The organism is Pseudomonas sp. W15Feb34 (genome assembly GCF_023127765.1).
Classification (GTDB): domain Bacteria; phylum Pseudomonadota; class Gammaproteobacteria; order Pseudomonadales; family Pseudomonadaceae; genus Aquipseudomonas; species Aquipseudomonas synxantha_A.
Genome location: NZ_SPKN01000015.1, coordinates 22,337 through 48,418, shown reverse-complemented (window position 1 = coordinate 48,418; position 26,082 = coordinate 22,337). Strand labels below are relative to the sequence as shown.

The following is a 26,082-nucleotide window of genomic DNA, read 5'->3' as shown; positions in this document are numbered from 1 at the left end:
TTCCTGCGGTAACGGCCACTTAGGGTTCCGCTTTTACAGCGGGTCACTTTTGAAAAGCGCAGAAGTAACCCAATGCTCTTGCCCCACCACTCGGCACCTCGCTTAGGCTCGGTGTGCCCGTAATCCGCCATGGATTTGGGGGGGGCGCCGCCACGCGCCATCCATGGCGCGGGGCGGCTAAACCGGCATCCCTGCCGGTTTACCCCCCAAATCCCTGTCGAATTCCGGCCAGCGTGGTTTGACGGGGCGCCTGAGATCAAAAGCAGATCAAGATCAAGAGCGGCTCGCTTCGCATCGTGGTTACGGTTGGCTGCGGCTACACAAGCTGTGTCCATACCCATGCTTATTGGGGGCAAGCCCCCCTCCCACATTTTGACCGAGGTGTATTAGTTCAATACCTGTCAGTTGTCAGGCAGCACTCGCATTTGATCCATCGATCAATGAGGCTTCGAGGGGGGAAACAAGTTATCCAGCGTATCAATCAACCGCACCAGATAGATCGGCTTGCGAAATAGATCCAGCACCTGCAAGCGCAGCATATCGCTGACATCATCCATCTCGGCATGACCGGACATCACGATCACAGGCAAATGCGAGCGAGAGGTATGTTCGCGCAGGCGCTTGATCAAGGAGATACCACTTTCCTCGGGCATACGCAGGTCGGTGATAACCAGGGCGATATCGGGATTAAGTGTCAGTTCTTGCAAGGCAAAAGTAACGGACGTGGCGGTAAAGCAGACGAATCCCTCGTTTTCGAGGGATTCGGCCAACTCGATCAGCGCATCCTCCTCGTCGTCCACCAATAGGATTTTTTGGCGGGATGACGAGGGGTTGCTCATGGGCAGTACCTGATAAAAAGAATCACCGGAACGAAAACGTACAGCAGTTACGGTTAAGGCGCAGCTGGCAGCGCATCAGACACTTGCTTAAAGATGCCTTTTATCTTATCGCCAAGCCCAGTACCAATGCCGACGATAACCAACGCCACTATCGCCACAATAATCACATATTCAATAGCCGACGCCCCCTCTCTGCGACGCAGAAATAACTGGGCATGAATGTACAACTTCAAGAACAGGTCAAGGATCATAGGAAGATCTCCTTCATGCGCCACAAAGCGCCGTTACAGCTGGCCCGCACAATGATTGCCGTGTGCCACTAGAGCATTGTCAAGAAATTTAACACTCACAACTGTAAGAACGCATTAATCACAAAGTATTAGTCGCCGCAAACACGCCGCACATCCTGCATTTACAGGACCACCCTTGAACCTCAGATAATTTTTTCGTTCGGTAATGGCATTTTGTCCTAGCTGAGCTACCTTCAAATAGCCAAATCGTTAGTTGTTCATCACAGCCAAGTTGCGAATTTAACTCGTTTGAAGTAACGGGAAAAAAGCCGTGCAACAGGATAGGGAGAGCCGTCATGAACAGTCGCATCAGCATGGTCCTGGCTGGCTTGCTGCTTGTTGGGGCTTTGATTGCAGGGTATTGGGGCCTGGTGCTTAGCCGTTCTCCAGTGCCAGTGGCGGCCCCATCACCAGAACCTGTCATTTCCGTTGAAAAAACCGTCGCCGTCGTCGAGGACCAGACCCGCCAGCCGGTGGTGGTGCTGGTACACGCGGTGCCGCCTTTCGTCGCTCTCACTGCCGCCGATGTGGCGGTGGAAAAACTGCGCACCGTCCCGGCCGGGAGCCTCACTAGTCTCGACCAGGCCATCGGCCGCGCGCCTTTGCGTGCCCTGGGTGCCGGCACCTGGCTGAACGAAGAAAGCTTCACCGCCGGCGGCCCCCTGGCCCGCATGATCCGGGCGAATGAACGCGCCCTGGCCGTGGCTGTCGATGAAGTCATCGGGGCCGGTGGCCAGTTGAGCCCCGGCGATTACGTCGATGTGTTGCTGTTCCTGCGCCAGGACAATGCCAATGCCGAGCAGTCGGCACAGGTGGTTATTCCGGCGATTCGCTTGCTCAGCGTCGGCGATCAACTGGGCCTGGCCAACGACGGCCAACCCGCAGTGCCGCCACCGGCCACCGCCGAAGAGCGCGCCCAGGCGGCCCAACGCCGTACCGCCGCGCGCAGCGTCGTGCTGGCAGTGCCAGAACCGCTGCTGAGCCGGCTGATGCTCGCCTCCCAGGCCGGCACGTTGCGCCTGGCCGTGCGCAGTGCCGATGAGCAACTGCTCAGCCGCTACTGGGCTGGCGAAAGCGATACCCCGGACAAAGTGCAAAGCGCCAACCGCGACCTCTACCAATTCACTCAATTGGCCCTCAGCGGACCGCCGAAGAAAATCGCCCCCACGGTTGCCGACACCGGCCAGCGTCGCGGCGTCGAAGTGATTCGCGGCGCAGCGTCAGCACCCCAAACCCCCTGATTGAACAAGGATGCCTTGAATGAGCCAACGCTACGCTCAATTGGCCTTGGCCTTGATGCTGCCGTGCTTGCCCGTGGGCGTGGCGATGGCAGCACCGGGTAACTGCAACACCCTGGGCCAACTGCCCGCTGTGGTCGAGGTGGGCGAAGGATTGCAAACCGAACTGCACTCGCCGGTGGCGATCACGCGCCTGGCCATTGGCGACCCGAAAATCGCCGACGTGCGGGTCAATGGCGACCGCAATTTCCTGCTGACCGGCGTCGGCACCGGCGCCACCAGCCTGATGGTGTGGACGAGCTGCTCGACCGGCCCGCGCCAGAGCATGGTGTTCGTCAAGGGCAAGGCCACTTCGGCGCTGACCAGCCAATCGCTGTCGCCCTCCGAAGACCCGACACTGCCCAGCCAAGTGCAGACCGACATCCGCTTCGTCGAAGTCAGCCGTACCAAGCTCAAGGAAGCCAGCACCAAGATCCTCGGCATGGGCAAGAACTTCTTCCTCGGCAGCCCCGACCTGCTGTCTCCAGCCGAGAGCGTGTTCAAATTGCCGGTGAGCGCTGACAGCTTCAACATCGGTTTCGGTGGTGGGCGGGTCAAGGCATTGATCAACGCGCTGGAGAGCAGCGGCTTTGCCTACACCCTGGCGCGCCCGAGCCTGGTGGCCATGAGCGGCCAGAGCGCGACCTTCCTGGCCGGTGGTGAAGTGCCGATCCCGGTGCCCAGTGCCGGCAGCGATACCATCACCATCGAATACAAGGAGTTCGGCATTCGCCTGACCCTCACGCCCACGGTTATCGACCACAACCGCATCGCCCTGAAAGTCGCCCCGGAAGTCAGCGAACTGGATTACAACAATGCGATCCGCATCGAGGGCATTCAGGTGCCGGCCCTGACCGTGCGACGTACCGACACCAGCGTGTCGTTGGCCGACGGCGAAAGCTTCGTGATCAGCGGCCTGATCAGCAGCACCAACCGCTCCACCATCGCCAAGCTTCCGGGCCTGGGCGATATCCCGATCCTTGGCGCGTTTTTCCGTGACTCCAATATCCAGAGCGAAGAGAAAGAGCTGCTGATGATTGTCACCCCGCACCTGGTTCGACCCTTGGCGGCCAATGCGCAATTGCCGTCCTTGCCCGGCGAAAAACTGCGCAACTATGACCCGAACTGGTTCCGCCTGTTCTTCCTGGAAAACGGCAACTTCGACCGTCGCAGTGGACTTTCCCAATGAGCGATAGCCTGAGCCAGACCTTCCTGGCAATCACCCGCAACAGCACCGACCTGGAATGGCTCCAGGGTGCGCTGGCACCGCTGGGTCAAGTGATCAGCGTGGGCGGCGGCAGCCTCGACGAACTGCTGGCGCTGGTGGACGTGACCTTCGCCAACCTGGTGTTCGTGGGCCTGGACCGCGAGCACCTGGTGGCCCAAAGCGCCTTGATCGAAGGCGCACTGGAAGCCAAACCGATGCTGGCGGTGGTCGCGCTCGGCGATGGCATGGATAACCAATTGGTACTCAACGCCATGCGCGCCGGCGCCAGGGACTTTGTCGCCTATGGCTCGCGCTCCAGTGAAGTCGCCGGGCTGGTGCGGCGCCTGAGCAAACGCCTGCCGCCCACCGCGCCCAATGCCCACCTTGGCGGCCTGACCGTGCTCTACGGCGCCCAGGGCAATACCGATGGCGCCCTGCTCGCCAGCCACCTGGCGATGGTGGTGCAAAAGAGCGGCCAACAAACCCTGCTGCTCGACCTCGGCCTGCCCAAGGGCGACAGCCTCGCGCTGCTGGGCCTGGAGAGCACCTTCAATTTCGGCGACGCCTTGCGCCACCTGCGCCGCCTCGACACCACACTGATCAACAGCGCGTTCACCAGCACCGACACGGGCTTGCGCATCCTCGCCTACGCCGGCAACGAAGAGCCCCTGGAAGTGACCAGCGCCGCCGAGCTGTACATGCTGCTTAGCGCCCTGCGCCAGCACTTCCAGCACATCGTGGTGAACCTCACCGGCCAGGCTGACAGCGAAGCGTTGCGCACCTTTGTCAGCCACTGCGACAAGCTGCTGTGGTGCACCGACCAGGGCGTACTGGACTGTCGCCGCAACCTCGCGGTGCTGAACCTGTGGCGCGAAAAAGGCATGAAACTCGACCATGCCAAGCTGCTTGTCGACCGCTATATCAAAGGCTGCGCGCCCGACACCGAAGCCCTGGAAAAAAGCTTCGGCCTTGAGTGCATCGCCGTATTGCCGCTGAGCCCCGAAGTGCGCCTGAACGCCAAGAACCAGGGGCAAAGCCTGTTCACTTTGGCGCCACGCGAAGCCTTGACCCAAGCCCTGCGTCAGCTGGGTGAGCGCCTGGCGAAACGCTCCGAGGGCATTGCAAAACCCTCGACGCGCTGGTTCGAGCGCCTGTTGGGGCCAGGTCGATGAACGGCGAAAAACTCTTCGGCGCCCCAACTCGCGGCGCCGCCGCGCACAACGATCACGACGGCCTGAAACTGGTGCTGCATCGCTACATCATCGACGCCATCGAGGAGTCCGGACAGAATTTGCTGGAAGGCTCGCGCCAATCCCTGGCGCAATTTGTCATCGACAAAGTCGCCGAATACATCACGCGCATGCACCTGGCGATCTCGCGCTATGAGATGGAGCGCCTGGCCGAAGAAATCGTCGATGAGCTGACTGGCTTCGGCCCACTGGAAGTGCTGCTGCGCGATGTGTCGGTGACCGAGATCCTGGTCAACGGCCCGCACCGGGTGTTTATCGAGCGCGACGGTGTGCTGTACCAGAGCGACCTGCGCTTTATCGATGCGCACCATGTGGAGCGCGTCATGCAGCGCATCCTTGCGCCACTGGGGCGGCGCCTGGATGAATCCTCGCCAATGGTCGATGCGCGCCTGCCTGACGGTAGCCGGGTCAACGCGATCATCCCGCCGATTGCCCTGGATGGGCCCTGCCTGTCGATCCGAAAGTTTCGCAAGGACATGCTCAAGAGCAGCGACCTGGTGGCGATGCAAACCATAGACCACAGCATCTTCGAGTTCTTCCAGGAGGCGGTGGGCAAGCGCTGCAATATCCTTATCAGTGGCGGCACTGGTACCGGCAAGACCACGCTGCTCAATATCCTCAGCCAATTGATCAACCCCCATGAGCGCCTGGTCACCATTGAAGATGTGGCCGAACTGCAACTGGGCCACCCCCATGTGGTGCGCCTGGAAACCCGCCCGCCCAATGCCGAAGGGCATGGCGAGGTCAAAGCCAGCGACCTGATCCGCAACGCCCTGCGGATGCGCCCCGACCGCATCATTCTTGGCGAAATTCGCGGCGTGGAAGTACTCGACGTGATGACTGCCATGAACACCGGCCACGATGGTTCCATGAGCACCGTGCACGCCAACAATGCCCAGGACGCGCTGCTGCGCCTGGAAACCCTGGTGGGTCTGACCGGTCGCGTGGTGGCGGAAAAAACCCTGCGGCAAATGATCTGTGCGGCACTCGATGTGGTGATCCAGCTGACACGCCTGCCCGATGGGCGCCGGTGCGTCAGCGAGGTGGTGGAAGTGGTGGGCGTGCGCGATGACGTGTATGTCACCAATACCCTGTTTCGCCTGGACCGCCGTACCGGTTTTGGCTTCCTGCGCGAGGCGCTCAACCCGGCCGGTGACAAGCTGCGGCGTGAATCGGCATTGCCGTTGTAGAGGGCACCATGACCGGACTTATCTTGCTGCTCATCTGCATCCTGCTGATCAGCCTGTCGGTGTGGCTGTTCCAGCGCGGGCTGCGCCAGGCCGGCACCGACCGCGTGCTGGAGCGTCTCGCCGACGGCCAGCCGTTGCCCCAGGAACCGAACGGCAGCTGGATTGCGCTGGAGCGCATGTTCCAGCGTGCCGGCCTGGGCAAACCCACCGATCGCCTCGGGTTGTGGCTCAGTTGCTGGGCCGTGGGCATGTTGCTGGGCTACCTGCTGGCCGACTGGCTGGGTTTGCTCACCCTGTTGATAGCGCCGCCGCTGCTGCTGCGCTTGTACATTGCCTGGCGCTACCAGCGACGCGTGCAGCGCATGATCGAACAATTGCCGCAACTGCTGGACCACAGCGTGCGCAGCCTCAAGTCGGGCCGTACCCTCGCCGATGCCGTACTGGGTGCTATCGACAGCACCGAGGCGCCACTCAAGCAGGCCATGAGCCGCATCCAGCGCAACGTGCAGATGGGCGTAAGCCTGCCGGAATCTGTCAGCGACTTTGCCGAGTTCTATGAACGCGATGAGTTTCGCCTGTTTGCCCTGGGCTTGAAGGTCAACCACCGCTACGGCGGCAACGCCAGTGAATTGCTGGAGAACCTGATCAAGATGATTCGCGAGCGTGAGCAGGGCGCACGCCAACTCAAGGCCATGACCGGTGAAACACGCATGACCGCTTATGTGTTGGCGGGCTTGCCCATCGTCATGGTGGGCTACTTCCTGATGGTCAACCCGGGTTATCTGATGAGCATGTGGAATGACGGTACCGGGCGCTATTTGTTGCTGGCCGCGGTGGCGCTCGACATCACGGGCACCTTCGTCATGTGGCGCATGTTGCGGAGTATCTGAAATGGCGATTCTGATCAGCATCCTGCTGTTGCTCGCCGCCGTCGCCTTGATCGCCGGCAACCTGCTGGAGCAACGGCGGCGCCAGCGCATGGTCAGCCAGCGCCTGCAAGGCCACCTGACCCGCGAAGACAAACTCGGCAGCCTGATGCGCCAACTGGGCGCAAGCCAGGTGGCCCAGCGCTCGGTCAGCCTGGACAACGAAACACAGACCCTGCTCAACCGTGTGGGCTGGCGCAAGGCCAACCAACGCTCGATGTTTGCCGCCTGCCAGGTCGGCGTACCGATCGTGCTGCTGGGCCTGACCCTACTGGGCCAGCAACTGCTGTTACCCCATGCCGGCTCGCCGTGGATCGCGCCGGCGGTGGCCCTGGGGATTGGTTACCTGCTGCCCAAGCGCGTCCTGGCCCTCAGCGCCAAATATCGCCAGGAACGCATTGCTCGGGAAATCTCCACGTTCATTCCACTGCTGCGCATCCTGTTCGAATCCGGCATGGCGGTTGAGCAATCACTGCGAGTGTTGAGTACCGAAGCCCAGCGCCTGCTCCCTGACTTGACCCATGAACTGCGCCTGATCCTGGCGCGAGTCGACTCGGGCCTGGAGCTGTCCGAGGAGCTGGGCAAGACCGCACGCCTGCTGGCGGTGGACGAGTTCACCGACACCTGCATCATTCTTCAGCAACTGATTCAGCAGGGCGGCGGCGCGATGAAGTCGCTGCTGGCGCTCAAGCAATTGCTCGATGACCGCCGTCTGACTCGCCTGCAGGAATACATCTCTAAAATGTCGGCGAAGATGTCGGTGGTGATGATGGTGTTCCTGTTTCCAGCCTTGCTGATTGTGCTCGGGGGCCCGGCCATGATCGCCATCTCCCGCGCCCTGAATAACTTCTGAGGAGTCTGTTATGAAGCCACTGATTGTCGCCATAAGCGTGCTGATGCTGGGTGGCTGCGCCAGTAATGGCCAGGCTCCGTGGGCCGGCTTGCTGGCGCCCGGCAGTTGCCCCAAACCCAGCTCGGACCAGGAGCTGTCCTTGAACCTGGCCGACGACATGGCCAACGAAGGCAAGCTGCACGCCAGCCTGGCCAACCTGCAAAACCTGCCCGCTACCTTGCCTCAGGTGCGCCAGCGCCAGGCCCGCGCCTATCGCCTGCTGGGCCGCACCGAGGCCGAGCCGTTGTACCGCAGTTTGCTCGGCACCTGCCTGGCCGCCGATGGCGAGCACGGCCTGGGGCAACTGGCATCGGCCAAGGGCGACAATGGCCAGGCCATGGCCCATCTGCAACGTGCGGCACGCCTGGCGCCCACCGACGAAAAAGTCCGCAATGACTTGGGCGTGGTGTACCTCGATCAACTGCGCCTTGAAGACGCACGCTTTGAATTCATGACCGCCATCGAACTCAAGCAGAGCGATCAATTGGCGGCGGTGAACCTGGTGACCTTGCTGATTTACCAGGACAACTGGGAGCAGGCCGCAAAAGTGGTCGGCCAACTCGGGCTGAGCCCCGAGCAAGTGACGCAGGCCCAGGCACGCGCGCAACGCATCAAGGGTGCGGCTGCGGCAACGGTCCGTCCATCCAAAGACCAGGTAGCGGCCGTCAGCGACACGCTGCCGGCGTCTGTGAAATAGGGAGCCGATGATGAAACTCCATTACCTCGCCAGCCTCGCATTGCTGGCCCTGCCCTACGCAGCATCGGCCATCGAGGCTGGACCGTCTTCGCCGCAGCAGGCGGAAACAGAAAACTGGATGGCCCTGCAACTCAGCGGGCGCGCAGCCTCGGCCAACCCGCAAAAGACCACGCCGGCGGAACGCGAGCAGGCGCTGAAGCGCTGGCTGGACAGCAACAAGCATCCGATCCCGGAGTTCTTTGATCAGAAGGTGGGCGGGTCTGCGCAGAGCGGGAATAAATAGGGTGACTGTGGGAGGGGGCAAGCCCCCTCCCACATTGAATCTCTACCTGCTTTTGCTCTGCCGTTGACTGGGCTTTCAGTGCGCCGTCACCCGCTGGCCCATCGCCGAGTTGCTCGGTGACAACGCCAGCGCCAACTGTGTGCGATTGTGCATATGGGTCAGGCGCAGCACCTGGGACACATACAGCTTGACCGTGTTCTCGGTGATCCCCAGTTCACAGGCAATCTGGTAGTTGGTCTGCCCCTTGCCGACCAGCCGCGCCACGTCCAACTGGCGCGGAGACAACTGATTGAAGATCGCCGGAATTTCCACTGGCCCGGCTTCGTCAGCCATCGCCTCGCCGTCGCTGGCCTTGGGCGCCGGGTTGCGCCGCACCTTGTCCAGGTCCATATACAAGTCATTGATGGATTCGGACAGGTACTGCAACTTCTGGTTAAGCGTACCCAGTTGCAGGTCCTTTTGCCGCTCCTCCAATGCCGCTTCCTGGCGCTTGAGGCCTTCGAGCAGTTCATCCAGATTGATCGGTTTCTGGTAGTAATCGGCGATCCCTGCACGCAGGGCCTTGATCACATCCTGCTTGTCGGCGCGCCCGGTGAGCATGATCGCTTCAAATGCACGATGCTTGCCGGCGACGCGTTGCAACGCCTGAACCAGTTCGATGCCATCCATGTCCGGCATATGCAGATCGCACAGCACCAGGCCGATCAGAGGGTCTTCGCTGAAACGCTCTATAGCTTGTTTGCTGGACTCGCACGGGACACAACGGTACCCGCTGCTTTCAAGAAATTCACAGAGCTCCTCTACGATTAACGGTTGGTCGTCGACTACGAGCACTTTTACTGCAGATGTAAGCTTGTTCACGCGCTACTCCATGCCTGGCAAGCCAAAAGATGACCTATCCTTTCTGACGAAAAATCCCACAACCACTCATTAAACGTAGACGTACTTTCTGACTATGTACATAGCATTAATCCACCTGAATGACTAATGGATCCAAAGCCAGCAGCCCACGTAACCTGTCAAAACAAAGGGTGCAAAAGGCTGTTTTGTTGACACTTGCGCCTCTCCCTCGACCTGGCTTGAGCTAAGCCCTTGATGCATAAGTGCCCAAGCCACCATGGCGATGCCCGCGCCAATCAGAGACCCCAGCAGATACTCGGTATTGGAGGCCAGGCCCAGGGCTGCCAACAACTTCACATCCCCGGCGCCGAAGCGGCCCAACGCATAACCCGGCAGGGTCAGGGCGAGCGCCAGCACCAGGGCCAGGCCGCCATCGCTGCGTGGAGCACCGAGCCACGTCGAGCCGGTCCACAGCAGGTAGATCAACGCCAGTAATCCGACGCCCAAGGTCAGCGTATTAGCAATTTGCCGCTCACGCATATCCTGTAAAGCGCACAGCCCCAACCACAGCAATATCACTACATTCTGGATCACGTAAAAAACATCCCTTTTTGCCGAATGATTCTATGCTGATATCAGGTACTCGCCTCAGGGTAGACGCAGTCATGAAATCAGGCCTCCCGAGAAAGCAAAAAGGTGCGGCGGCGATCGAGTTTGCCTTGGTCTTCGTAATCTTCTTTGCGGTGTTCTACGGCCTCCTCAGCTACAGCTTGCCGCTGCTGCTGATGCAGTCGTTCCACCAGGCGGCGGCAGAAGGCGTGCGCCGCAGTGTGTCACTGGACCCAGGCACCGCAGGCTATTCGGCTTTGGTTGTGCAGCGCGCCAAAGATGCAGCCCAGGCGCAGTTGAACTGGATCCCCGGCTCCTTGAATTTTTTGCCCGGCTACATCACCGCCACTTACACCAATAACTTGCTGACGGTGAAAATCACTTATCCATCAGCCAACATCAAAGCGGTATTGCCGGCCCTGGTATTGCCTGGCGTTGGCACCGTTCCGAACCTGCCCACCAACCTGACCGCTACCTCGAGCCTTCAGTTTTGACGACGGGGGATAAATTGTTCGCACGCCTGCGCGGGCGCAGCAGCGCCTTGGCCCTGGATGCCCCGGCAACGCCTGCGCCGGGCCTGCAGTTGCAACTGGACAACCTGGGCCAAGTGCTAAGCATTGCCGGTAGCCTGCGGCCTCTGCTCGACCAACACCTGGTCAACACGCCCAACCCGCCGTTGCGCACATTGCTGTGCCCAAGCAGCGCGCTGAGTGTCGAAGGTGCACCGCCGCAATGGCAACGACAGGGTCTGGACCTGGACTTTCAGGGTGCCGCCGGCGTGGTTCTGCACACCCGCGGCTGGCTTGAGCCAGAGGGCGACGGCTGGGCCCTGCGTCTGCTGGATGTCACCGACCTGCTGGCCGACCGGGCACGGATGCAACAGCGCGAACAGAACCATCAACTCGCTGGCCTGATGAGCGAACAACTGCGCGTGTGCAGCTTCAACCGCCTGCCACAGGTGTTCAACGAGCACCTGCGCAGCGTGGCCCAGCGCTGGCGCATACCTTGCGTAGCGATGGCGCTGCTCGACGAAGACGATCAGGGTTGGCGCATCTACAGCCAATACGCCGCCCATGATGCCCCGGCCCTGTGGCAAACCGGGCAACATCTTGGCACCAGCCTCGACAGCCTGAACGGCAACATGCCTCTGAACCTGGACATTGCCCTGGGCCGCAGCGAAAACCCGCGCCTGCACAGCATCTTCGGCAACGTCGGCGGTTTGCTGGTGCCCTACCGCGACAGCCACGGCGTGGCGGCCTGGTTGTTGTGTGGCTGCTACGACGGCCAGGTGGATCACACCCGCGAACGTGACTGGCTCACCCTGTGCGCCGCCCTCGCCGCGCCACTGTTGAGCCGCCTGCGTGAACAGCGCCACCACCAACAACTGGAACGGGTGGAAGCCTTGCAAGGCCTGCTCGGCACCGGCTGGTGGGAACTGTTGCCCGCCACCCAAGAGATCCAGCTTGCGCCACAATTGCTGCGCAACCTGAGCCAAGAGGACGGCCCCACCCGCCAGGCCCTCGACACCTGGCTCGGATTGATCCACCCCGCCGACCGCCAAGCCCTCAATAGCCGTCTGCAAGATCTGCAAGCCCTGGGCAAGCCGTTGCTGACCAGCGTACGCCTGCAACGCACACAGGCCGAGCAGGCGCCGCTCTGGTATCGCATACAGGGGCAAGTGCTGGGCGTGGGCAGTGAGCGGCGCTGGATCGGCTTCATGCTCGACATCAGCGACATCAAGAACCAGCAACTGCAAGCCGCCTCCGCCCATGCGCGCCTGGACAACCTGATTGCCAGCTCACCGGCGGTGATCTATGTACAGCGCTACGTCAACGGCGCGCTGCACCCGGCGTTTTTCAGCGCCAGCCTGTTACCGCTGCTGGGCTGGACCTTGGCCGAGTGCAACCACGACACCCTGGCAACGCTGATCCACCCCGACGACCGCGAACTCTACTTTGAACGCACCCGCCAACTGCTGCGCGAAGGCACCGTGCGCAGCCGCTACCGGTTGCGCGATAAACAAGGCCATTACCACTGGCTGCTCGACGAAGCCAAGCTGTTGCGCGATGACCTCGGCCTGCCGGTGGAAGCCGTGGGCCTGTGGCTGGACGTGACCGAAGCGACCCTGGCGGCTGAGCAAGTGCGCCAGAGTGAGGAGCGCTACCGCATCCTGGTGGAAGACTCACCGGCAATGATCTGCCGCTACCGGCCCGACCTGATCCTGACCTTCGGCAACACGCCGCTGGCCAACTACCTGGAATGCCAGCCCGCCCAATTGCCGGGCATTGACCTAGGCCAATGGCTGTCGGATGAACAGCGCGCGTCCTTTGTGCAACGCATCGCGCGATTGACCCCCGAATTCCCGGTCAGCACGGCCGAGATCAGCCTGCAACTGCCCGGACGCGAACATGCCTGGTGGGTGTGGTCCGACCGTGGCGTGTTTGATCAGCAAGGCACCCTGGTGGAAGTGCAAGCCGTGGGCCGCGACAACACTGAAGTGCGCCGCTCACAACAACAACTGACCCAAAGCGCCAAAATGGCCACCCTCGGCGAAATGGCTACCGGCCTGGCCCATGAGATCAACCAGCCGCTGAACGTAATGCATATGGCCGTCGTCAACGTGCTCAAGCGCCTGGGCAATGGCGATGTGCAAATCGACTATCTCACCGAAAAACTCCAGCGCATCGACGCCCAGGTGCAACGCGCAGCCCGGGTGGTCGACCACATGCGCGTGTTCGGCCGTCGCTCGGAAATCGAGCAGCAACCGTTCGACCCGGCGCAAGCGCTGGAAGGCACCCTGGCGTTGCTCAGCGAAGGCTTGCGTGGCAAAGGTGTGGAAGTGCGCATCACACCTGCGGACTTTGCGGTGCAGGTCAAAGGCTACGTCGATCAGTTGGAACAGGTGCTGATCAACCTGATGGTCAACGCCCGCGACGCGCTGCTCAGCCAGCGCGAAAAGAATCCCGCACTGCGCCCCTGGATTGCCCTGTACAGCGAGCATGACCGCCACCATGTACGCATCTGGGTCGAAGACAACGCAGGCGGCATTGACCCGCGCTTGCTGGAACGGATTTTCGAGCCGTTCTTTACCACCAAGCCGATTGGCGTAGGCACCGGGCTGGGGCTCTCGGTGAGCTATGGGATTGTAGAAAACATGGGCGGGCGCCTGAGCGTCAGCAATGGCGAGGCGGGAGCGAAATTCTGCGTAGAACTGCCCATCGTCCAGGATCAGATCACCAGGTAAGCCCGGCCCATATGGCAGGTGAGGTTGGCGCCAACTTCGGCGTTGCCCAAGTTGATGCCCAAGGCGCTGAGCAACGTGTTGACGATGGGATCAAGGATCGGCGACAGCACGTTCTGGATCAGCCCCACCACCGCCGTGGTGATTGTCGCCAGCAGCCCGGCGACGCCAGCCAGCGCACCGTTGGATACGCTGCCGCTGGGCGGTGCGTAAGTCACCTGCAAGCCATTTAAAGTCGACGCCAGGCTACCGACGATATTGGCTGTGCCCGGCGCGAACTTATAGGTCGGCGGCGCATTCATCTCGGCAACCGGCGAAAACACCATCGTGCTGGTTTGCGCGGCAATGGTGGAGTTGGCCTTCAACAGCAAACCGCCCCCCACATTGGGTGTACGGGTGGGGCTGCACAACAGCGTCAGGACAACACAGTAGCGCTCGCCAAAATCGATCAGCCTGACAGGCTGCACATTGACAGGTGCGGATGAAGAAAAAGCCGCTACCGGATCCACCGTACCAACCGCCAGGGTAGCCAGGGACGTAGTGGTTTTCACCGTCAAGGATTTGGAGGCCGGCGAGTCGCAATTGAAGTCCGTGACATAGGTTTGCGCGCTGCCGGCTTCAATGTAAATGGCCAGCGACGTCGTAACATCAACATCAGCCACATTGCAGGCCACCAGGCATAGCACCCCTCCCACCACTGCCGGCAGGTTGAGGTTCAACAGGCCCTTGACCACTTGAGACACCGGCGTACCCAACCCCGTCAATATGGAAGCCACGCCAGACACGGCCTTGATAATCGGCGCCTGTACGGTCACCAATGTGCGCACTTGCGCAGTACGCACAAAAATCTGATCGGTCGGAGGGACATTCAATAAGCCCTTCTTCGCCAATGCCGGATTGCCAATGGCCGACAACTGCGGCGGCTCAATGACTTTGGTCTGGATCGAAACGTTGCCCACCAACGGAACATTCAGTTGAGCCGCCGCACTCACAGCATTCTTGCTACTGGACAATTGCGCCACTGCCTCCAGCAGCTGAAACAATTGCACATTGCTGTTCAGCGCCGCTGTCGGCGTGCCAGTGGCGATGTCGATCAGGTCCCCCACCGTCAACAGCTTGGAATTAGGCGCAATCGCTTCAATAGAAATCACGTCATTGATCACCGACGTGACCGCCGCGCCGTTTTTCTGCAAGACCTTGACGGCGGCATCGATCAACTGGGTAGCGGAGACGGCGGTGTTAAGTAATGCATCGTAGTCTCCAGCCTTTACCTGCAAGTCGATCGCTAACTGGTCCAGATAACTGAGCAGGTTGACGTTGGTCTGCAACAAGCCGTTCCAACCGGCTGCCGTGAGCGACAGGTTGCCCCCCAGCAGGTTGCCGATGACCAGGTTCAGTATTGGCGACTTGCTCGAATCGACACTGGCCAGGCTGCTGCGGATCGACAACTGCGCTACCGGAGGAGGCGTCGCCGCGACAGCGGTGGCGCTCAGGTTGATTTGCGCGGTGATCGGCGCGCCACTAAAGAGGTTCCACAGACCGTTGGCGATGCTGCTCATCACCGTGCGCGAAGCCACCACGCGGATCGCGTCGCTCTTGGTGGCATCGGCGGTAAACACTCGGGTGTTCAGGGCGTTGGTGGCCAGGGTCCCGCACGTTACGGCCAAGGTGCGGCCATTGCCGACCACAAAACCATTGCGCGCAGCGTTTTGCGTGGCGTAGGCGTTGGCCGTGGTGTTGGCGCCGCACTGACCACCGAGGCCGGCCGCTTCCAGCGCCGAAGTATCGGCGACGGACTGCAGCTTGCGCTTTTCCAGATACAGACGCCCGCTGTCGACCGCCAGCAACGTAAACACCAGGGCCAAGGCCAAGGTGCCTGCCGCCATCAAGCCTATTGCCCCACGCTGCCTGGAACCGAATCGGGGAGACATCGAAGCACTCCTGCGCTAACTCACCGGGGTTGCACTGGAGTGTAGACAAGGGACAGGCAGGTTGCTGGCAACTCGCCATATTGGCGACTGGCGGAGATGTTCTTGCCATTGGAAAATTTGTGGGAGGGGCGGTGCGACGATTCGACTTGCTCCCTCCCACAGGGTTGCGCAGTGTTGATTAGTGCGGTGGGTAGTTGGAAAGGATTTTGGTCACCGTACTGCGGATGGCCTTGCTGCGATCTTCCGGATTAGGCGTGCTGGCCATCATTTGCTCGTCGCTGCCGCGCCACACCAGTTTGCCGTCCTTGCCGTCGAGCAGGTCGATCTGGATGGTCGCCACTTTGTAGGTGATGTTGCGCGTTTCGTTGTACATCGGCGCGCCCCAGTAGCCATTCCATGGGCCGCCCCAGGCGCCGCCGTAGTTGGTGGTGACTTGTTGCTGGCGGTCTTCGACGATCAGGTACGCCTGTACATTCAGGTCGGCCTTGGTACCTGCCGCTGCCGGGCGCAGGCCGCGTTGGTCGAGTTGCTCGCCCACGGCCTGGCGGATGCGCTGCTCGGTAAGGTCGCTCTTGATCCGCGGGTCATCGGGGCGGTACTGCAACGCCGGGTCTTTCCAGGCCCAATTGCGGTAGGCGCCAAAGTCGCGGCTGGCGTCGAAATCGTGGTTGACCTGGTTGCTCTGGCAACCGCCCAGCAACACAACAACAGCAAGTGCAGCGATGCGACCCAACATGATGTTCTCCAGAAAACGACATGAACCTGAAATGAGAATAGCTGCTAACTGGGCGGATAGGCGGCCATTGCCTTCTGCATCGCCTTGCGCAAGCTATCGGCGCGCTCACTCAGGCTGCCCTGGCTGGTGGTTTCTGCGCTGGTGCTCCACACCGGCTGGCGGGTGCGGGCGTCGAACAGGCTGATGCGCGCCACCGCCACCGTCACTTCATAGGTGCGTACCACAGGCACTGTGTTGTACATGCCATAACCGTTGCCATAGCGGTTGTAGCCACTGTAGCCATACCCGTAATCGTCCTGGACCTGGCGCAGGCGCTTCTCCAGGCGCACATCGGCACTCACCAGCAGGTCGGGCACACGGTTGTCATGCAAGGGGCGCAGGCCGCGCTGGTCGAGGGCGCCGCTGACCGCCTCGGCAATCTGTGCCGAATCGGCCCAGGCCGTACCCGCCGGCAGTTGGCCGTTGAGCCAGCCCCAACTGCGATAGGCGCCATAGTCGCGTACTGGTGCCGGATAGGCGCTGGCATCAAAGGTCGTGGCCGCCTGCGCCGGAGCCGGCGGCATCGGCGCTGAAGCGGCGACGTAAGGGTTGGGGCTGGAGCACGCCCCCAGCCCCAGGGATAACAGGATTAAACCGAGACGACGCATTTCGACCTCCGCAGACTGGGCCGCTTAAACCGGACGGCAGATCCAGTGCAAATAACGCCCAAGCCCGGCAAAGCTTGGGTGACGACGATGAGCGAGCTCCATCTCCAACAAGTCCTGCAAATCGGCGCGGGCCTGGAATTCCATCGGCATGTAGTCGTGAAACACCCGCACCCCACTCTGGCTTTCGACCTGCCACAACCCTTCGAGTTGCGCCGCCAATTCCCGAGGGTCGAGCGGTTGCTGCGGCGTGAGGCTCTGCTTTTCACCGGCCATGTCGTTCTTGCGCATTTTGCGAAAGTGGCCTTTGAGCAGGTTGCGGTAAATCAACGCATCGCGGTTGTAGAAAGCCAGGGACAACCAGCCGCCGGGCAGCGTCAACCGATGCAGCACCGGCAGGATGGCATGGGGTTCGGCCAACCATTCCAACACCGCGTGGCACAGCACCAGATCGTAAGGCTCGGTGAGTTGGCCGAGCAAGTCTTGCCATGGCGCATGAATAAACGTCGCACTTTGGCCGGCGTCGGCAAAACGTTGGCGCGCACCGTCGAGCATCGGCTCAGCGGGTTCAGCCAAGGTCACCTGGTGGCCGCGCTCGGCCAGCCACAGCGACATATGCCCCAGGCCCGCGCCGATATCCAGCACGCGCAACGGACGATCAGGCAACGCTTCAAGCAAGTCAGCCTGAAGCACCGCCAGGCGAATCGCGCCCTTGGCGCCGCCATAGATTTTCTCGGCAAAACGCGTGGCCAACTGGTCGAAATGACGATCACTCATGGGCAAACCGCCGCTCGCTGTCGGCCAACTTGGCACGCACCACTTCATTCATGTCCAGGCCCAGCTCACTGCACAGCAACAGCAAGTACAGCACGATGTCACCGACTTCCTGGCCCGCATGGGCGAGTTTATCGGCGGGAAGCTGGCGGGATTGGTCTTCAGTAAGCCATTGGAAGATTTCCACCAGTTCGGCCATTTCCACACTGGCGGCCATGGCCAGGTTTTTCGGGCTGTGGAACTGCTTCCAGTCGTTGGTATCGCGGATGCGGTGCAGGCGTTCGGTGAGGTGTTCGAGGTTCATTGGGGGGCTCCTGAATGGGTATAGCTTCAGGGGGATGGGGATTGAAGGCAAGTGAATAGCGGTGGTGTTCTCAAGGGCGCTATCGGGAGCAAGCCCCCTCCCACACTTTGATTTGTGAACACATTTCAAAATGTGGGAGGGGGCTTGCTCCCGATGAGGCCCTAATCAACCACGCTAAACTCGAGCCTGGCGGTTTGACCGGCCTCATCCAACACGCTGAGCTGATAGCGCCCCAGCCGCTCAAAACTGGCATTGATGCTGTCCTGATTGGCGCTGTCCCCCAACGGTGCGCCGTTGAGAAACCACCAGCGCCGACCGCTGCCGCCCAACGCGGAGATTTTCAGGCGCAAGGCTTGTTGGCTGGCCGCGGGCAGGCGCAACTGGTCGCCCTCGCGCACGCCCACAATGGACAATGGCGAAGCCGCAGCCAGCGCCGGTGGCGGGCAATCCGGGTCAGGCGCAGGAATGCGCGCTTCACGGCGCTCAACCCTTGGCAACCAGGGCTCCAGCGGCGCGGGCCACAGGGCAATATGCCTCGGCACCGCGCCAGGGCAATGGGCATCAACCCGCAAGCCCTTGGCATTGACCCAGATGCTCTCCATCAGCCCCACGCTCAAGGGTTGATCCAATGCCTGCAAGGTAGGCGGCGTAGTGTTGTCCAGGGTCCAGGCAAACCGCTGGCGCCGGCAATTGGGGTCACTGCGGGCCATGGGCTGGCCCAGCGGCCAACAGATCGCCGCCACGCCGATATTCGCCGGCACCGGTTTGACCGGGGCACTGATGCCGCGCTGGCTGTCGCGGTTGGTCAGCACGTCATGCACCTGCAGCATCAACGGCGCTGCCGACGCCAGGCCGAACTGGCCCGGCACGGGTGTGCCATCGGGCCTGCCAATCCAGACGCCGATCAAATAACGCGGGCCCACGCCAATTGCCCAGGCATCGCGAAAGCCATAGCTGGTGCCGGTTTTCCACGCCAGCACCGGGCGTTGCACCAGTTCGGCACGCGGATCGCGGTCGGGCCGTGCCTGGCCGCTGAGGATGCGCCGCACGATCCAGGCGGCCCCCGGCGACAGCAAAGGCCGCTCCCTGAGCGCATCCTCCGGCTGTAGTCGCAAAGTGGCGCTCTTGCCGTCGCGGGCCAAGGCGCTGTAGCCGCTCACCAGGTCCTCCAGGCGACTGCCCGCGCCCCCGAGGATCAGCGCCAGGTTCGGCTCGGCCAGCGCCGGCAGCGCCAACGGCATGCCGCCGATGCGCATCTGTGCGGCAAAGCGCTTGGGCCCGTAGGCTTCCAACAGTTGCACCGCCGGCAGGTTCAACGAGCTGGACAGCGCCGTGCTCGCCGGCACCGCCCCGGTAAAGCCCATGGAAAAGTTGCCCGGCCGATAATCACCGTAACGCCGCGGCACGTCCTGCAACAGGGACTCGGAGTGAATCAAGCCGTCGTCCAACGCCATGCCATACAGGAAAGGCTTCAGGGTCGAACCGGGCGAGCGCAGCGCACTGATCATGTCCACATGGCCAAAGCGCTTGGTGTCGTTGATATCCACCGAGCCCAGGTAGGCACGCACCGCCATGCTTTCCTCTTCCACCACCAGAATTGCCGCCGAGGTGTGTTCCGGCAGGCGTGCACGCCAACCCAGCAAGAGGTCTTCGAGGCGGCGTTGCAGGGTGGCGTCCAGGGTGGTGCGAATCAGCGGCGGGCTGTCGGGGCGGTTCAGACGCCGCGCCAGCAACGGCGCCAGGCTCGGTTCCAGGCGCGGCGCGAGCAGCAGCGGTTCTTGCAGGGCTTCATCGACCGCAGGCTGCGGCCACACCTGGAACTCGGCGAGGCGGCGCAGCACTTTGTCGCGGGCCTCCTGGGCACGTTGCGGATGACGGTCCGGACGCAAACGACTGGGCGCCTGGGGCAATACCGCGAGCAAGGCGGCTTCGGCGTGGGTCAGTTGTGAGGGCGACTTGCCCAGATACGCCCAACTCGCCGCTGCCACGCCCTGCAGCGTGCCGCCGAAGGGCGCACGATTGAGGTAAAGGTTGAGGATTTCGTCCTTGGACAGGTGCCACTCCAACTGCGCGGTACGCCACAGTTGACGCAACTTGCCATGCAGGGTGCGTGAATGCGGGTCGAGCAAACGCGCCACCTGCATCGACAAGGTACTGCCGCCGGACACCACCCGTGCACCGGTCAGGTTTTGCCAGGTCGCGCGTACCAGCGCTAGCGGGTTTACCCCGGGGTGTTGGTAAAACCAGCGGTCTTCGTAAGTGAGCAGCGCGTCGAGATAATACGGCGACACCTCGCGCGTCTGCACCGGGTAGCGCCATACGCCGTTGGCATCGGCAAATCGCCACAGCGGCGTGCCATCTTCGGCCAGCACCACACGGGCCAGGTCGTCCTGGGGCAGGGGCAATGGCCAGATACGATCGGCCAGCCATAGCACGGCGATTACCAACAGCAGGCTCGCCAGGGTCCAGCGGGCAACAAAACGCAAATTCAAGCGGCTAAACCTCTATGCTTGTAGGGAACTAGCCACGCCCCATCGCGACAAAAGGCTCAGTGCTGGCAATTTCGTCCACTTATTCATCGAGACACACCTATGCAAGCAGACTTTTTTGGATGGCTGGGTAACACACTCGGCTTGATCATCCACTACATCATCGAGTTCTTCAGTGGGCTGTTCAATATGCTATCCAACGCCGGCGGCAACTTTGTCGATGGGATGTCTCGAGCGCTAGGCATGGACACCTCGATCATCAGCATCATCACCCTGATCGTCGGGTTGCTCTTCTTGTACTCGGCGGTACGCGCCTTTATGCGGGCCTCGATCATCGTGGGCATCATCTGGCTGCTGCTGGGCCTGTGGTTGCTGAGTTGGGTTGTGCACTGATTTATCTGACAGCCCCAATCCCTTGTAGGAGGGGGCTTGCTCCCGATAGCTGAGTGTCAGCCAATGATGTTGTGACTGATTCACCGCTATCGGGAGCAAGCCCCCTCCCACAAAAGCCCCCCACTTCAACTTCAGCGATCAGCGGCCCTTGATCACCATATCCGCCGGCGTCTCGCCCACCGCCTGCCAGTTCGGCCGATACATCGACTCCACTTGCGGCGGCGGCACGCGATAGGTGCCAGGCGTCACCGCACGTGCCAGGTACAGCAAGTGCGTGGTGCCGTAGCCGTCCAGGTTCATCGCCGCCACATAGCGATCATCCCTGAACTCCTGATGCTTGAGCGATGCATTCTGCATCGACTCGCGCCACTCCTTCACCTGGCTGCTGGCGTTCTCCAGGCTCGCCGCGCTTTGTGCCAGGTTTTGGTTTTCCAGTTCCAGGCCGGCGGGCAGCAGGTCTACCACCAGGGCATCCGGCACGCGCTGCTTGGCACTGACGGCCAGGTGCACCAGCACCAGGTCGCCGCTGTCGAGGCTGCGCAGGTTCAACGGCTGGCCGTTCATGCCCAGGTATTCGCGGCGAATGCTCAGGTTCTCGCCGCCCGCTGCCGGTGGCAGTTGTGGGTAACCTGAAATAGTCAGCTGCTGGTAAACGGGGGTCTGGCCCTGATTGCTCAGGCTCAGGTCGCTGGATAGCAGCTTTTCATCCAGTTGCAGCGTGGACTGCTGTTTGTTCAGCTCCCGCGCCCCGCCACTGCCGGTCAGCGACACCTGCCAGTCAGCCTCGGGCTTGGCGAAGCCGAGCCGCCCGGCCAGGAACAGCGAGTTGCGCTCCTGAGTCGACAGATACGGGCTGGCCGCCAACTGGTCCGACAAGGTAAACAGGCGCTCTTCACGTTTGCCCTTGGCCAAGTCGTTTTCCTCCAGCAGCGCCAGGATCATCGCCTGATCGCGCAATGGGCTGCCGTAGTCGGCCAGCCATTCCTTGGCACTGCGCTGCGCCGCCAAACCGGCGAGCAAGGCCTGATCGGCACGCGGCTGGTCGCCCATTTTTTGCAAGGCGATGGCCAACTGCACCAATGGCAAGCCGGAGCGCGCATCACTGCGGCGTTCGAACAGGCTGCGCAAGGCACCCAACGGCGCCTGCTGACTGCGCGCCAGCACCATGCCGGCGTAGGCCTGTACGGCAAAACGCGTGTGCTCGGCGTTGTCGCTGTAGTCGACTTCAATCAGGTTGCGTTCCTGCACATACCGCAGCAACCGCTCGCTGGCCTTCTTCAAGGCTTCAGGCGGTACGGCAAACCCCTGGTCGCGGGCGCGCAGCAGGAAGTCGGTGACATAGGCGGTCAGCCAATATTCTTCCTCGCCGTCAGCGCCCCACAAGCCAAAGCTGCCGTTGTAGCGCTGCATCCCCAGCAGGCGTTCGATGCCCAACTCGATCTTGCGTTTGCGTTCGGCATCCGGTTCGCCCTTGATGCTCAGGCGCTTGAGCAGCGCATCATCGGCATAGAGCGACGGGTACAAGCCGCTGGCGGTTTGTTCCAGGCAGCCATAGGGGTAAGCCTTGAGCGCACTGATCTGCGCGCCAAGGTTCAACGGCGGCCGGCTCGACAGGCTCAACAGCGCCTCACGCCCCGAGGAATCGAACTGATCGAGCGTGCCCGCCGGCAGGCTCCACGGCTGATCCTTGAGCACAGCGCGGTAATGCTTGAGCAAGGCCGGGTACGCCGGGCGCACGCCCAGGGTCCATTCGCGGCTGAACGGCGGCAGGTTTTCCCCCGGCAGGTCCAGGCCATTGACGGTGACCTTGACCTTGCCCTGGCCGAGACCGCCCCAGGCTTTTACCGGAATACGCAGGGTGGTGCGCTGGCCTTGCTTGAGCTCAACCGATTGCGCGCCGCCGTTGACCAGTTCCAACTGCCCTTGCGCGGTCAATTGCACATCGAGTTTCTGCGCCTTGCCCGACAGGTTGGAGAGGTCCAGGGCCAAGGTGGTCTGGTCGCCTCCCGCGAGGAAGCGCGGCGCCGAGAGTTCGGCAATCAGCGGTGCGGCGATGACCGTCTTGCCCTCGGCCATGCCATAGCGATCATCGCTCCAGGCCTGGGCCATCAGGCGCAGTTCGCCGTTGAAGTCGGGGATATTGACGCTGACTTCGCCCTCGCCTTTGTCGTTCAGGGTCACCGGCGCGCTTTGCAGGGCAACGATGGTCACGCTGGTGTCCGGGCGCTTGCCGCCTTTGGCCAACGCCGCGTCACCGCCAAATGCCAGGCTGGCGAGGCGCCCCTGGCCGGCTTCGATCAACTGGCCGTAGATGTCGAACTGGTCGACGCCATAGGCTTTGCGGCCGAACAGGCTGGAATACGGATCAGGCGTGGGGTATTCGGTGATATTGAGGATGCCCACATCCACCGCCGCCAGCAGCACATGCACCTGTTGGGGCACGCTGCCATCGGCGTTTTTGGCGGCGATCTTCACCGTCAGAGGTTGTTTGGGGCGCATTTTTTCCGGTGCAGTGAGGGTCAGGCCGAGTTTGCGCTGGGTACGATCCAGCGGCAGGTGCAACAGGCCCACGGCACGTTTGGGGGTGATATTGGCTTTGCGCTCGCCGGGGCGAATCACCAGGGCGCTCACATACAGATCATGGCGCGACCATTTCGGGTCGAGCTTCACCGCAAAGCTTTTGCCTTCGGCCGGTACGTCGATCTCCTGCCACCACAGCGGGCCTTCGGCGGATTCCACCAAGAGGTAGCCTTTACCGGCAGCCGGTGGCGTGACGGTGACATTGGCGGTGTCGCCATCGCCATAGGCCGGTTTATCCAACGCCAGCTTGACCTGGTCGGGGCGCACGGCGCCGCCTTCGGTGTTGTCCTGGGCCTGGTAGCCGGCCCAGAAGCGCACGCTGCTGACCAGTCCGGTCTGCGGGTCTTCCACCTCGACACGGTACGGGCCCCACTCCACCTGGAAGCTGACCTTGGCGGTGTCGCCGGCCTTGATGTTCAGGGTCTGCTCATCGAGGTTGAGGAATTTCTCGTTGAAGTGATAGCTCCAGCCATCGTTCTCCGAGTAGTTCCAGTAGTAGTCACGGCGCTCACGCACCAGGCGCACCTTGAGGTTTTGCGCAGCTAGTTTCTGACCGTCCTGGTTGGCCACCAGCACTTCGAATTCCACCGGGCCATCGCCATTGGTTTCCTTGCCGTCAAACAACCCGCGCAGGCCCGGCAATTGCTCGGCCGGCCAGATCGGCTGCACCAGGCGTCGGGTGATGGGCCGCCCGCCGGACTCTTGCAGGCTGGCTTGCACAATCAGTTGCAACGGGGATTTGGCCTCGGCCCATTTGCTTTCCAGGGTCAGCGCTTGCTCGCCATTGGCGTCGAGTACGCTTTCGTCCAGTTCGAAATCCTGGCTCAGCTCTTCTTCAGTGACGGAACCGAACTGGTACCCCGGCAAGGATTTGACCGCCTCACGCAGCGGGCGCACATAGACCTGGCCGCTGACCCGATTGCCGGATGCCGGTGCGCCGTACAGATAGCGCCCATTGACCTGAATGACCGGGTTCTCCGCCGGGCTCAGTGCGGTTTCACTGCCCTTGAGTTCCAGTGCCAGGCGTTCGGGCAGGAAGTCTTCGACGAGGAATTCATACAGTTGCGGCTTGCCGTCACCCAGGTCAAATACCAACTGCCAGCGCCCGGTCGGTGCTTCGCCGGCCAGTTGCAGCGCGTATTGATACAGGCCGGAGGCATCAGCATCCCACACAAACTTGCGGCTCACCTGTTCATCCGGACGACGCACCTCGACGCTCACCGGCTGCGGTTTGACCGCGTTGCCATCCTTGTCGCGCAACAGCGCATTGAGCAGCACGGTTTCGCCAGGGCGATACAGGTCACGCGGGCCGAACACAAAGAACTGCAGCGGGTGGGACGGCTGCCCGCCGATATCGAACTCGGCCAAATCCAGCGCGGCGCTGTCCAGGCGCAACAGGCTGGTCTGCTCGCCTTGTTTGGCCAGCAACACCTGGGCTTTTTTCGGCAGCGGCAGCTCGGCGTGACCACCGTCTTCAGTCTTGCCCTGGCCGAGTACGCGGCCTTCGGCATCGAGGATTTCCAGTTCGACGCCGTTCAGTGCCTTGCCGCCTTCCAACGCTTGGGTAAACACATCCAGGCGATTGGCATAACGGTGCACCGACAGGCCGATGTCACTCAAGGTAAACAGCGTGGCCGGTTGCGAATAGTTGTAGGTGCCCGAGGCACGCATCACCGCCAGGTACACGCCCGGCTGCTGCAATTGCTTGAGGCCGGCAATCGGCAGCAGCAGGGTTTCGCGAGTGTTGCGTGCCGGGTTCAGGTCGAAACGCCCACCGTAGACCAGCTCGGCCATTGGCAGCAGTTCACGGGACTCATAGCTTTGCAGACTGGTATTGCGCCCCCACTGCGCCAGGAACGACGGCAGGGATTCGGGCTTGATGCGGAAGAACTCAACATCGATCTTGTCGACGTTCAGCGCGATCACCGGCAAGCCCTCGGCCAGGCGCGTCGGCAGCAACGTGCCACGGCTGGCAAAGCCCACGGTGGCTTGCAGGTCACGGGTTTCCAGGCGGGCGGTGTATTCGGCGGCGAGTGTGTTGTCGTTGACCGCCTTTACCCCGGCGTCCACCGTCAGCACCAACTTGCGCTGCGGCTCCAGGTGGCGCAGGCGCAACTCCATCAAGTTATCGGAAAGCTCCCAGGCGCCATCGACCTTGCCGGACTTGCTGTCCACCAAGTGCAGCTTGTCGGCGAACTTCTGATCCGGGTCCAGAGGAATGGAAAAACTCACCGACAAGGTGCTGGCCCCGTCCAACTGCACCTCGGACACGTCCACCACGCTTAACTCGCGCCCGGCATAGCGCTGCTTCAACGCCGCCACGTCGACCGCTGCCTTGGCGGGTTTGGGCGCTACGCTTGCCGCGGCGGGCGCCGTCGGTGCAGCGGGCTTATCGGAAGAATCACAGGCGCTCAGCAGGGCCAGCGCGCAAGCGAGGAACAGTCCTTTGTTAAGCATGGGGCACTCGTAGTCAGAGGGAACCGAGGGGTGAACTATATATCAGCGCCGCGCTGGCTGCTGCGGTGCCGGTCACATTGACCGACGGAGGGAAGTTTGGTTCTGGGTGCCTTCCGGGCTAAACCAAATCCCACAAACAATGCAGTTCAAAATATGGGAGGGGGCTTGCTCCCTCCCACATTGGATCTGCGGCGTGATGGGTGGGCGGGTACAATGCTGCTCCACCAAGGAGC

Annotated in this window: 22 protein-coding genes; 11 read left to right on the top strand and 11 right to left on the bottom strand. The window is 61.8% G+C overall.

Features of this window, described 5'->3' with window-relative positions; all coding sequences use genetic code 11:
* Positions 1-437 precede the first annotated feature (437 nt).
* Both E4O97_RS07375 and E4O97_RS07370 read right to left on the bottom strand, forming a co-directional pair.
* Positions 438-839: a response regulator gene (locus tag E4O97_RS07375; RefSeq protein WP_032878083.1), complete on the bottom strand. Its 402-nt coding sequence runs from the start codon at positions 837-839 to the stop codon at positions 438-440.
* A gap of 53 nt (positions 840-892) precedes the next feature.
* A complete protein-coding gene (locus E4O97_RS07370) occupies positions 893-1,090 on the bottom strand; it encodes a Flp family type IVb pilin (RefSeq protein WP_032878084.1) in 198 nt (65 codons plus the stop codon).
* 335 nt (positions 1,091-1,425) lie between these two features.
* Here E4O97_RS07370 and cpaB point away from each other — a divergent pair, with 335 nt between their 5' ends.
* The 8 genes from cpaB to E4O97_RS07330 are packed head-to-tail and all read left to right on the top strand — an operon-like array spanning position 1,426 to position 8,851.
* Positions 1,426-2,370, top strand: a complete 945-nt coding sequence (cpaB, locus tag E4O97_RS07365; RefSeq protein ID WP_032878085.1) for a Flp pilus assembly protein CpaB — start codon at positions 1,426-1,428, stop codon at positions 2,368-2,370.
* Between the two features lie 19 nt (positions 2,371-2,389).
* A complete protein-coding gene (locus tag E4O97_RS07360; RefSeq protein ID WP_032878086.1) occupies positions 2,390-3,595 on the top strand; it encodes a type II and III secretion system protein family protein in 1,206 nt (401 codons plus the stop codon).
* Entirely contained in the window at positions 3,592-4,785 is a 1,194-nt protein-coding gene (locus tag E4O97_RS07355; RefSeq protein WP_032878087.1) for a pilus assembly protein, read from the top strand. Before E4O97_RS07360 ends, E4O97_RS07355 begins: the two co-directional genes overlap by 4 nt.
* Positions 4,782-6,053 (top strand): CpaF family protein, encoded by a 1,272-nt coding sequence (locus E4O97_RS07350; RefSeq protein WP_032878088.1) that lies wholly within the window; start codon positions 4,782-4,784, stop codon positions 6,051-6,053. The genes E4O97_RS07355 and E4O97_RS07350 overlap by 4 nt, the downstream gene beginning before the upstream one ends.
* Before the next feature lie 8 nt (positions 6,054-6,061).
* Entirely contained in the window at positions 6,062-6,943 is an 882-nt protein-coding gene (locus tag E4O97_RS07345) for a type II secretion system F family protein (protein ID WP_216090688.1), read from the top strand.
* 1 nt (position 6,944) lies between these two features.
* A complete protein-coding gene (locus E4O97_RS07340; RefSeq protein WP_248161044.1) occupies positions 6,945-7,832 on the top strand; it encodes a type II secretion system F family protein in 888 nt (295 codons plus the stop codon).
* 10 nt (positions 7,833-7,842) lie between these two features.
* On the top strand, positions 7,843-8,568 hold the full coding sequence (locus E4O97_RS07335; protein ID WP_248161042.1) for a tetratricopeptide repeat protein: 726 nt from the start codon (positions 7,843-7,845) through the stop codon (positions 8,566-8,568).
* Between the two features lie 10 nt (positions 8,569-8,578).
* Entirely contained in the window at positions 8,579-8,851 is a 273-nt protein-coding gene (locus E4O97_RS07330) for a DUF3613 domain-containing protein (protein WP_032878092.1), read from the top strand.
* 75 nt (positions 8,852-8,926) lie between these two features.
* Here E4O97_RS07330 and E4O97_RS07325 read toward each other — a convergent pair whose 3' ends face one another.
* Together E4O97_RS07325 and E4O97_RS07320 are read right to left on the bottom strand one after the other, a co-directional pair.
* Complete coding sequence (locus E4O97_RS07325; protein WP_032878093.1) at positions 8,927-9,712, bottom strand: response regulator transcription factor; 786 nt, start codon at positions 9,710-9,712, stop codon at positions 8,927-8,929.
* Positions 9,713-9,835: 123 nt separating this feature from the next.
* Positions 9,836-10,285: a prepilin peptidase gene (locus E4O97_RS07320; RefSeq protein WP_078820193.1), complete on the bottom strand. Its 450-nt coding sequence runs from the start codon at positions 10,283-10,285 to the stop codon at positions 9,836-9,838.
* A gap of 71 nt (positions 10,286-10,356) precedes the next feature.
* Here E4O97_RS07320 and E4O97_RS07315 point away from each other — a divergent pair, with 71 nt between their 5' ends.
* Both E4O97_RS07315 and E4O97_RS07310 read left to right on the top strand, forming a co-directional pair.
* On the top strand, positions 10,357-10,794 hold the full coding sequence (locus E4O97_RS07315) for a TadE family protein (RefSeq protein ID WP_032878095.1): 438 nt from the start codon (positions 10,357-10,359) through the stop codon (positions 10,792-10,794).
* On the top strand, positions 10,791-13,544 hold the full coding sequence (locus E4O97_RS07310) for a PAS domain-containing sensor histidine kinase (protein WP_248161040.1): 2,754 nt from the start codon (positions 10,791-10,793) through the stop codon (positions 13,542-13,544). Before E4O97_RS07315 ends, E4O97_RS07310 begins: the two co-directional genes overlap by 4 nt.
* On the opposite strand, the gene E4O97_RS07305 is transcribed toward E4O97_RS07310, so the two are convergent.
* The 6 genes from E4O97_RS07305 to pbpC all read right to left on the bottom strand — a co-directional run bounded on the left by E4O97_RS07305 (position 13,529) and on the right by pbpC (position 20,422).
* Positions 13,529-15,472 (bottom strand): pilus assembly protein TadG-related protein, encoded by a 1,944-nt coding sequence (locus tag E4O97_RS07305; RefSeq protein WP_248161039.1) that lies wholly within the window; start codon positions 15,470-15,472, stop codon positions 13,529-13,531. The genes E4O97_RS07310 and E4O97_RS07305 overlap by 16 nt on opposite strands.
* 178 nt (positions 15,473-15,650) lie before the next feature.
* On the bottom strand, positions 15,651-16,208 hold the full coding sequence (locus E4O97_RS07300; RefSeq protein WP_032878099.1) for a DUF4136 domain-containing protein: 558 nt from the start codon (positions 16,206-16,208) through the stop codon (positions 15,651-15,653).
* Between the two features lie 44 nt (positions 16,209-16,252).
* Positions 16,253-16,855: a DUF4136 domain-containing protein gene (locus tag E4O97_RS07295; protein ID WP_032878100.1), complete on the bottom strand. Its 603-nt coding sequence runs from the start codon at positions 16,853-16,855 to the stop codon at positions 16,253-16,255.
* 24 nt (positions 16,856-16,879) lie between these two features.
* A complete protein-coding gene (locus tag E4O97_RS07290; RefSeq protein ID WP_216090684.1) occupies positions 16,880-17,629 on the bottom strand; it encodes a methyltransferase domain-containing protein in 750 nt (249 codons plus the stop codon).
* A complete protein-coding gene (locus tag E4O97_RS07285) occupies positions 17,622-17,930 on the bottom strand; it encodes a MazG-like family protein (RefSeq protein ID WP_003188211.1) in 309 nt (102 codons plus the stop codon). The genes E4O97_RS07290 and E4O97_RS07285 overlap by 8 nt, the downstream gene beginning before the upstream one ends.
* 161 nt (positions 17,931-18,091) lie before the next feature.
* Positions 18,092-20,422: a peptidoglycan glycosyltransferase PbpC gene (pbpC, locus tag E4O97_RS07280; RefSeq protein WP_050549357.1), complete on the bottom strand. Its 2,331-nt coding sequence runs from the start codon at positions 20,420-20,422 to the stop codon at positions 18,092-18,094.
* 99 nt (positions 20,423-20,521) lie between these two features.
* On the opposite strand from pbpC, the gene E4O97_RS07275 reads away from it, so the two are divergent.
* Positions 20,522-20,812 carry a hypothetical protein gene (locus tag E4O97_RS07275; RefSeq protein ID WP_032878103.1) on the top strand — a complete coding sequence of 97 codons (291 nt, stop codon included), beginning with the start codon at positions 20,522-20,524 and terminating at the stop codon, positions 20,810-20,812.
* A gap of 138 nt (positions 20,813-20,950) precedes the next feature.
* On the opposite strand, the gene E4O97_RS07270 is transcribed toward E4O97_RS07275, so the two are convergent.
* Entirely contained in the window at positions 20,951-25,849 is a 4,899-nt protein-coding gene (locus tag E4O97_RS07270; protein ID WP_248161037.1) for an alpha-2-macroglobulin, read from the bottom strand.
* Positions 25,850-26,082 lie beyond the last annotated feature (233 nt).

Bases quoted from the DNA above. Each gene is read 5' to 3' on its own strand.
- E4O97_RS07375 (WP_032878083.1), bottom strand. From the start codon at position 839: ATGAGCAACCCCTCGTCATCCCGCCAAAAAATCCTATTGGTGGACGAC.
- E4O97_RS07370 (WP_032878084.1), bottom strand. From the start codon at position 1,090: ATGATCCTTGACCTGTTCTTGAAGTTGTACATTCATGCCCAGTTATTT.
- cpaB (WP_032878085.1), top strand. From the start codon at position 1,426: ATGAACAGTCGCATCAGCATGGTCCTGGCTGGCTTGCTGCTTGTTGGG.
- E4O97_RS07360 (WP_032878086.1), top strand. From the start codon at position 2,390: ATGAGCCAACGCTACGCTCAATTGGCCTTGGCCTTGATGCTGCCGTGC.
- E4O97_RS07355 (WP_032878087.1), top strand. From the start codon at position 3,592: ATGAGCGATAGCCTGAGCCAGACCTTCCTGGCAATCACCCGCAACAGC.
- E4O97_RS07350 (WP_032878088.1), top strand. From the start codon at position 4,782: ATGAACGGCGAAAAACTCTTCGGCGCCCCAACTCGCGGCGCCGCCGCG.
- E4O97_RS07345 (WP_216090688.1), top strand. From the start codon at position 6,062: ATGACCGGACTTATCTTGCTGCTCATCTGCATCCTGCTGATCAGCCTG.
- E4O97_RS07340 (WP_248161044.1), top strand. From the start codon at position 6,945: ATGGCGATTCTGATCAGCATCCTGCTGTTGCTCGCCGCCGTCGCCTTG.
- E4O97_RS07335 (WP_248161042.1), top strand. From the start codon at position 7,843: ATGAAGCCACTGATTGTCGCCATAAGCGTGCTGATGCTGGGTGGCTGC.
- E4O97_RS07330 (WP_032878092.1), top strand. From the start codon at position 8,579: ATGAAACTCCATTACCTCGCCAGCCTCGCATTGCTGGCCCTGCCCTAC.
- E4O97_RS07315 (WP_032878095.1), top strand. From the start codon at position 10,357: ATGAAATCAGGCCTCCCGAGAAAGCAAAAAGGTGCGGCGGCGATCGAG.
- E4O97_RS07305 (WP_248161039.1), bottom strand. From the start codon at position 15,472: ATGTCTCCCCGATTCGGTTCCAGGCAGCGTGGGGCAATAGGCTTGATG.
- E4O97_RS07300 (WP_032878099.1), bottom strand. From the start codon at position 16,208: ATGTTGGGTCGCATCGCTGCACTTGCTGTTGTTGTGTTGCTGGGCGGT.
- E4O97_RS07295 (WP_032878100.1), bottom strand. From the start codon at position 16,855: ATGCGTCGTCTCGGTTTAATCCTGTTATCCCTGGGGCTGGGGGCGTGC.
- E4O97_RS07290 (WP_216090684.1), bottom strand. From the start codon at position 17,629: ATGAGTGATCGTCATTTCGACCAGTTGGCCACGCGTTTTGCCGAGAAA.
- E4O97_RS07285 (WP_003188211.1), bottom strand. From the start codon at position 17,930: ATGAACCTCGAACACCTCACCGAACGCCTGCACCGCATCCGCGATACC.
- E4O97_RS07275 (WP_032878103.1), top strand. From the start codon at position 20,522: ATGCAAGCAGACTTTTTTGGATGGCTGGGTAACACACTCGGCTTGATC.
- E4O97_RS07270 (WP_248161037.1), bottom strand. From the start codon at position 25,849: ATGCTTAACAAAGGACTGTTCCTCGCTTGCGCGCTGGCCCTGCTGAGC.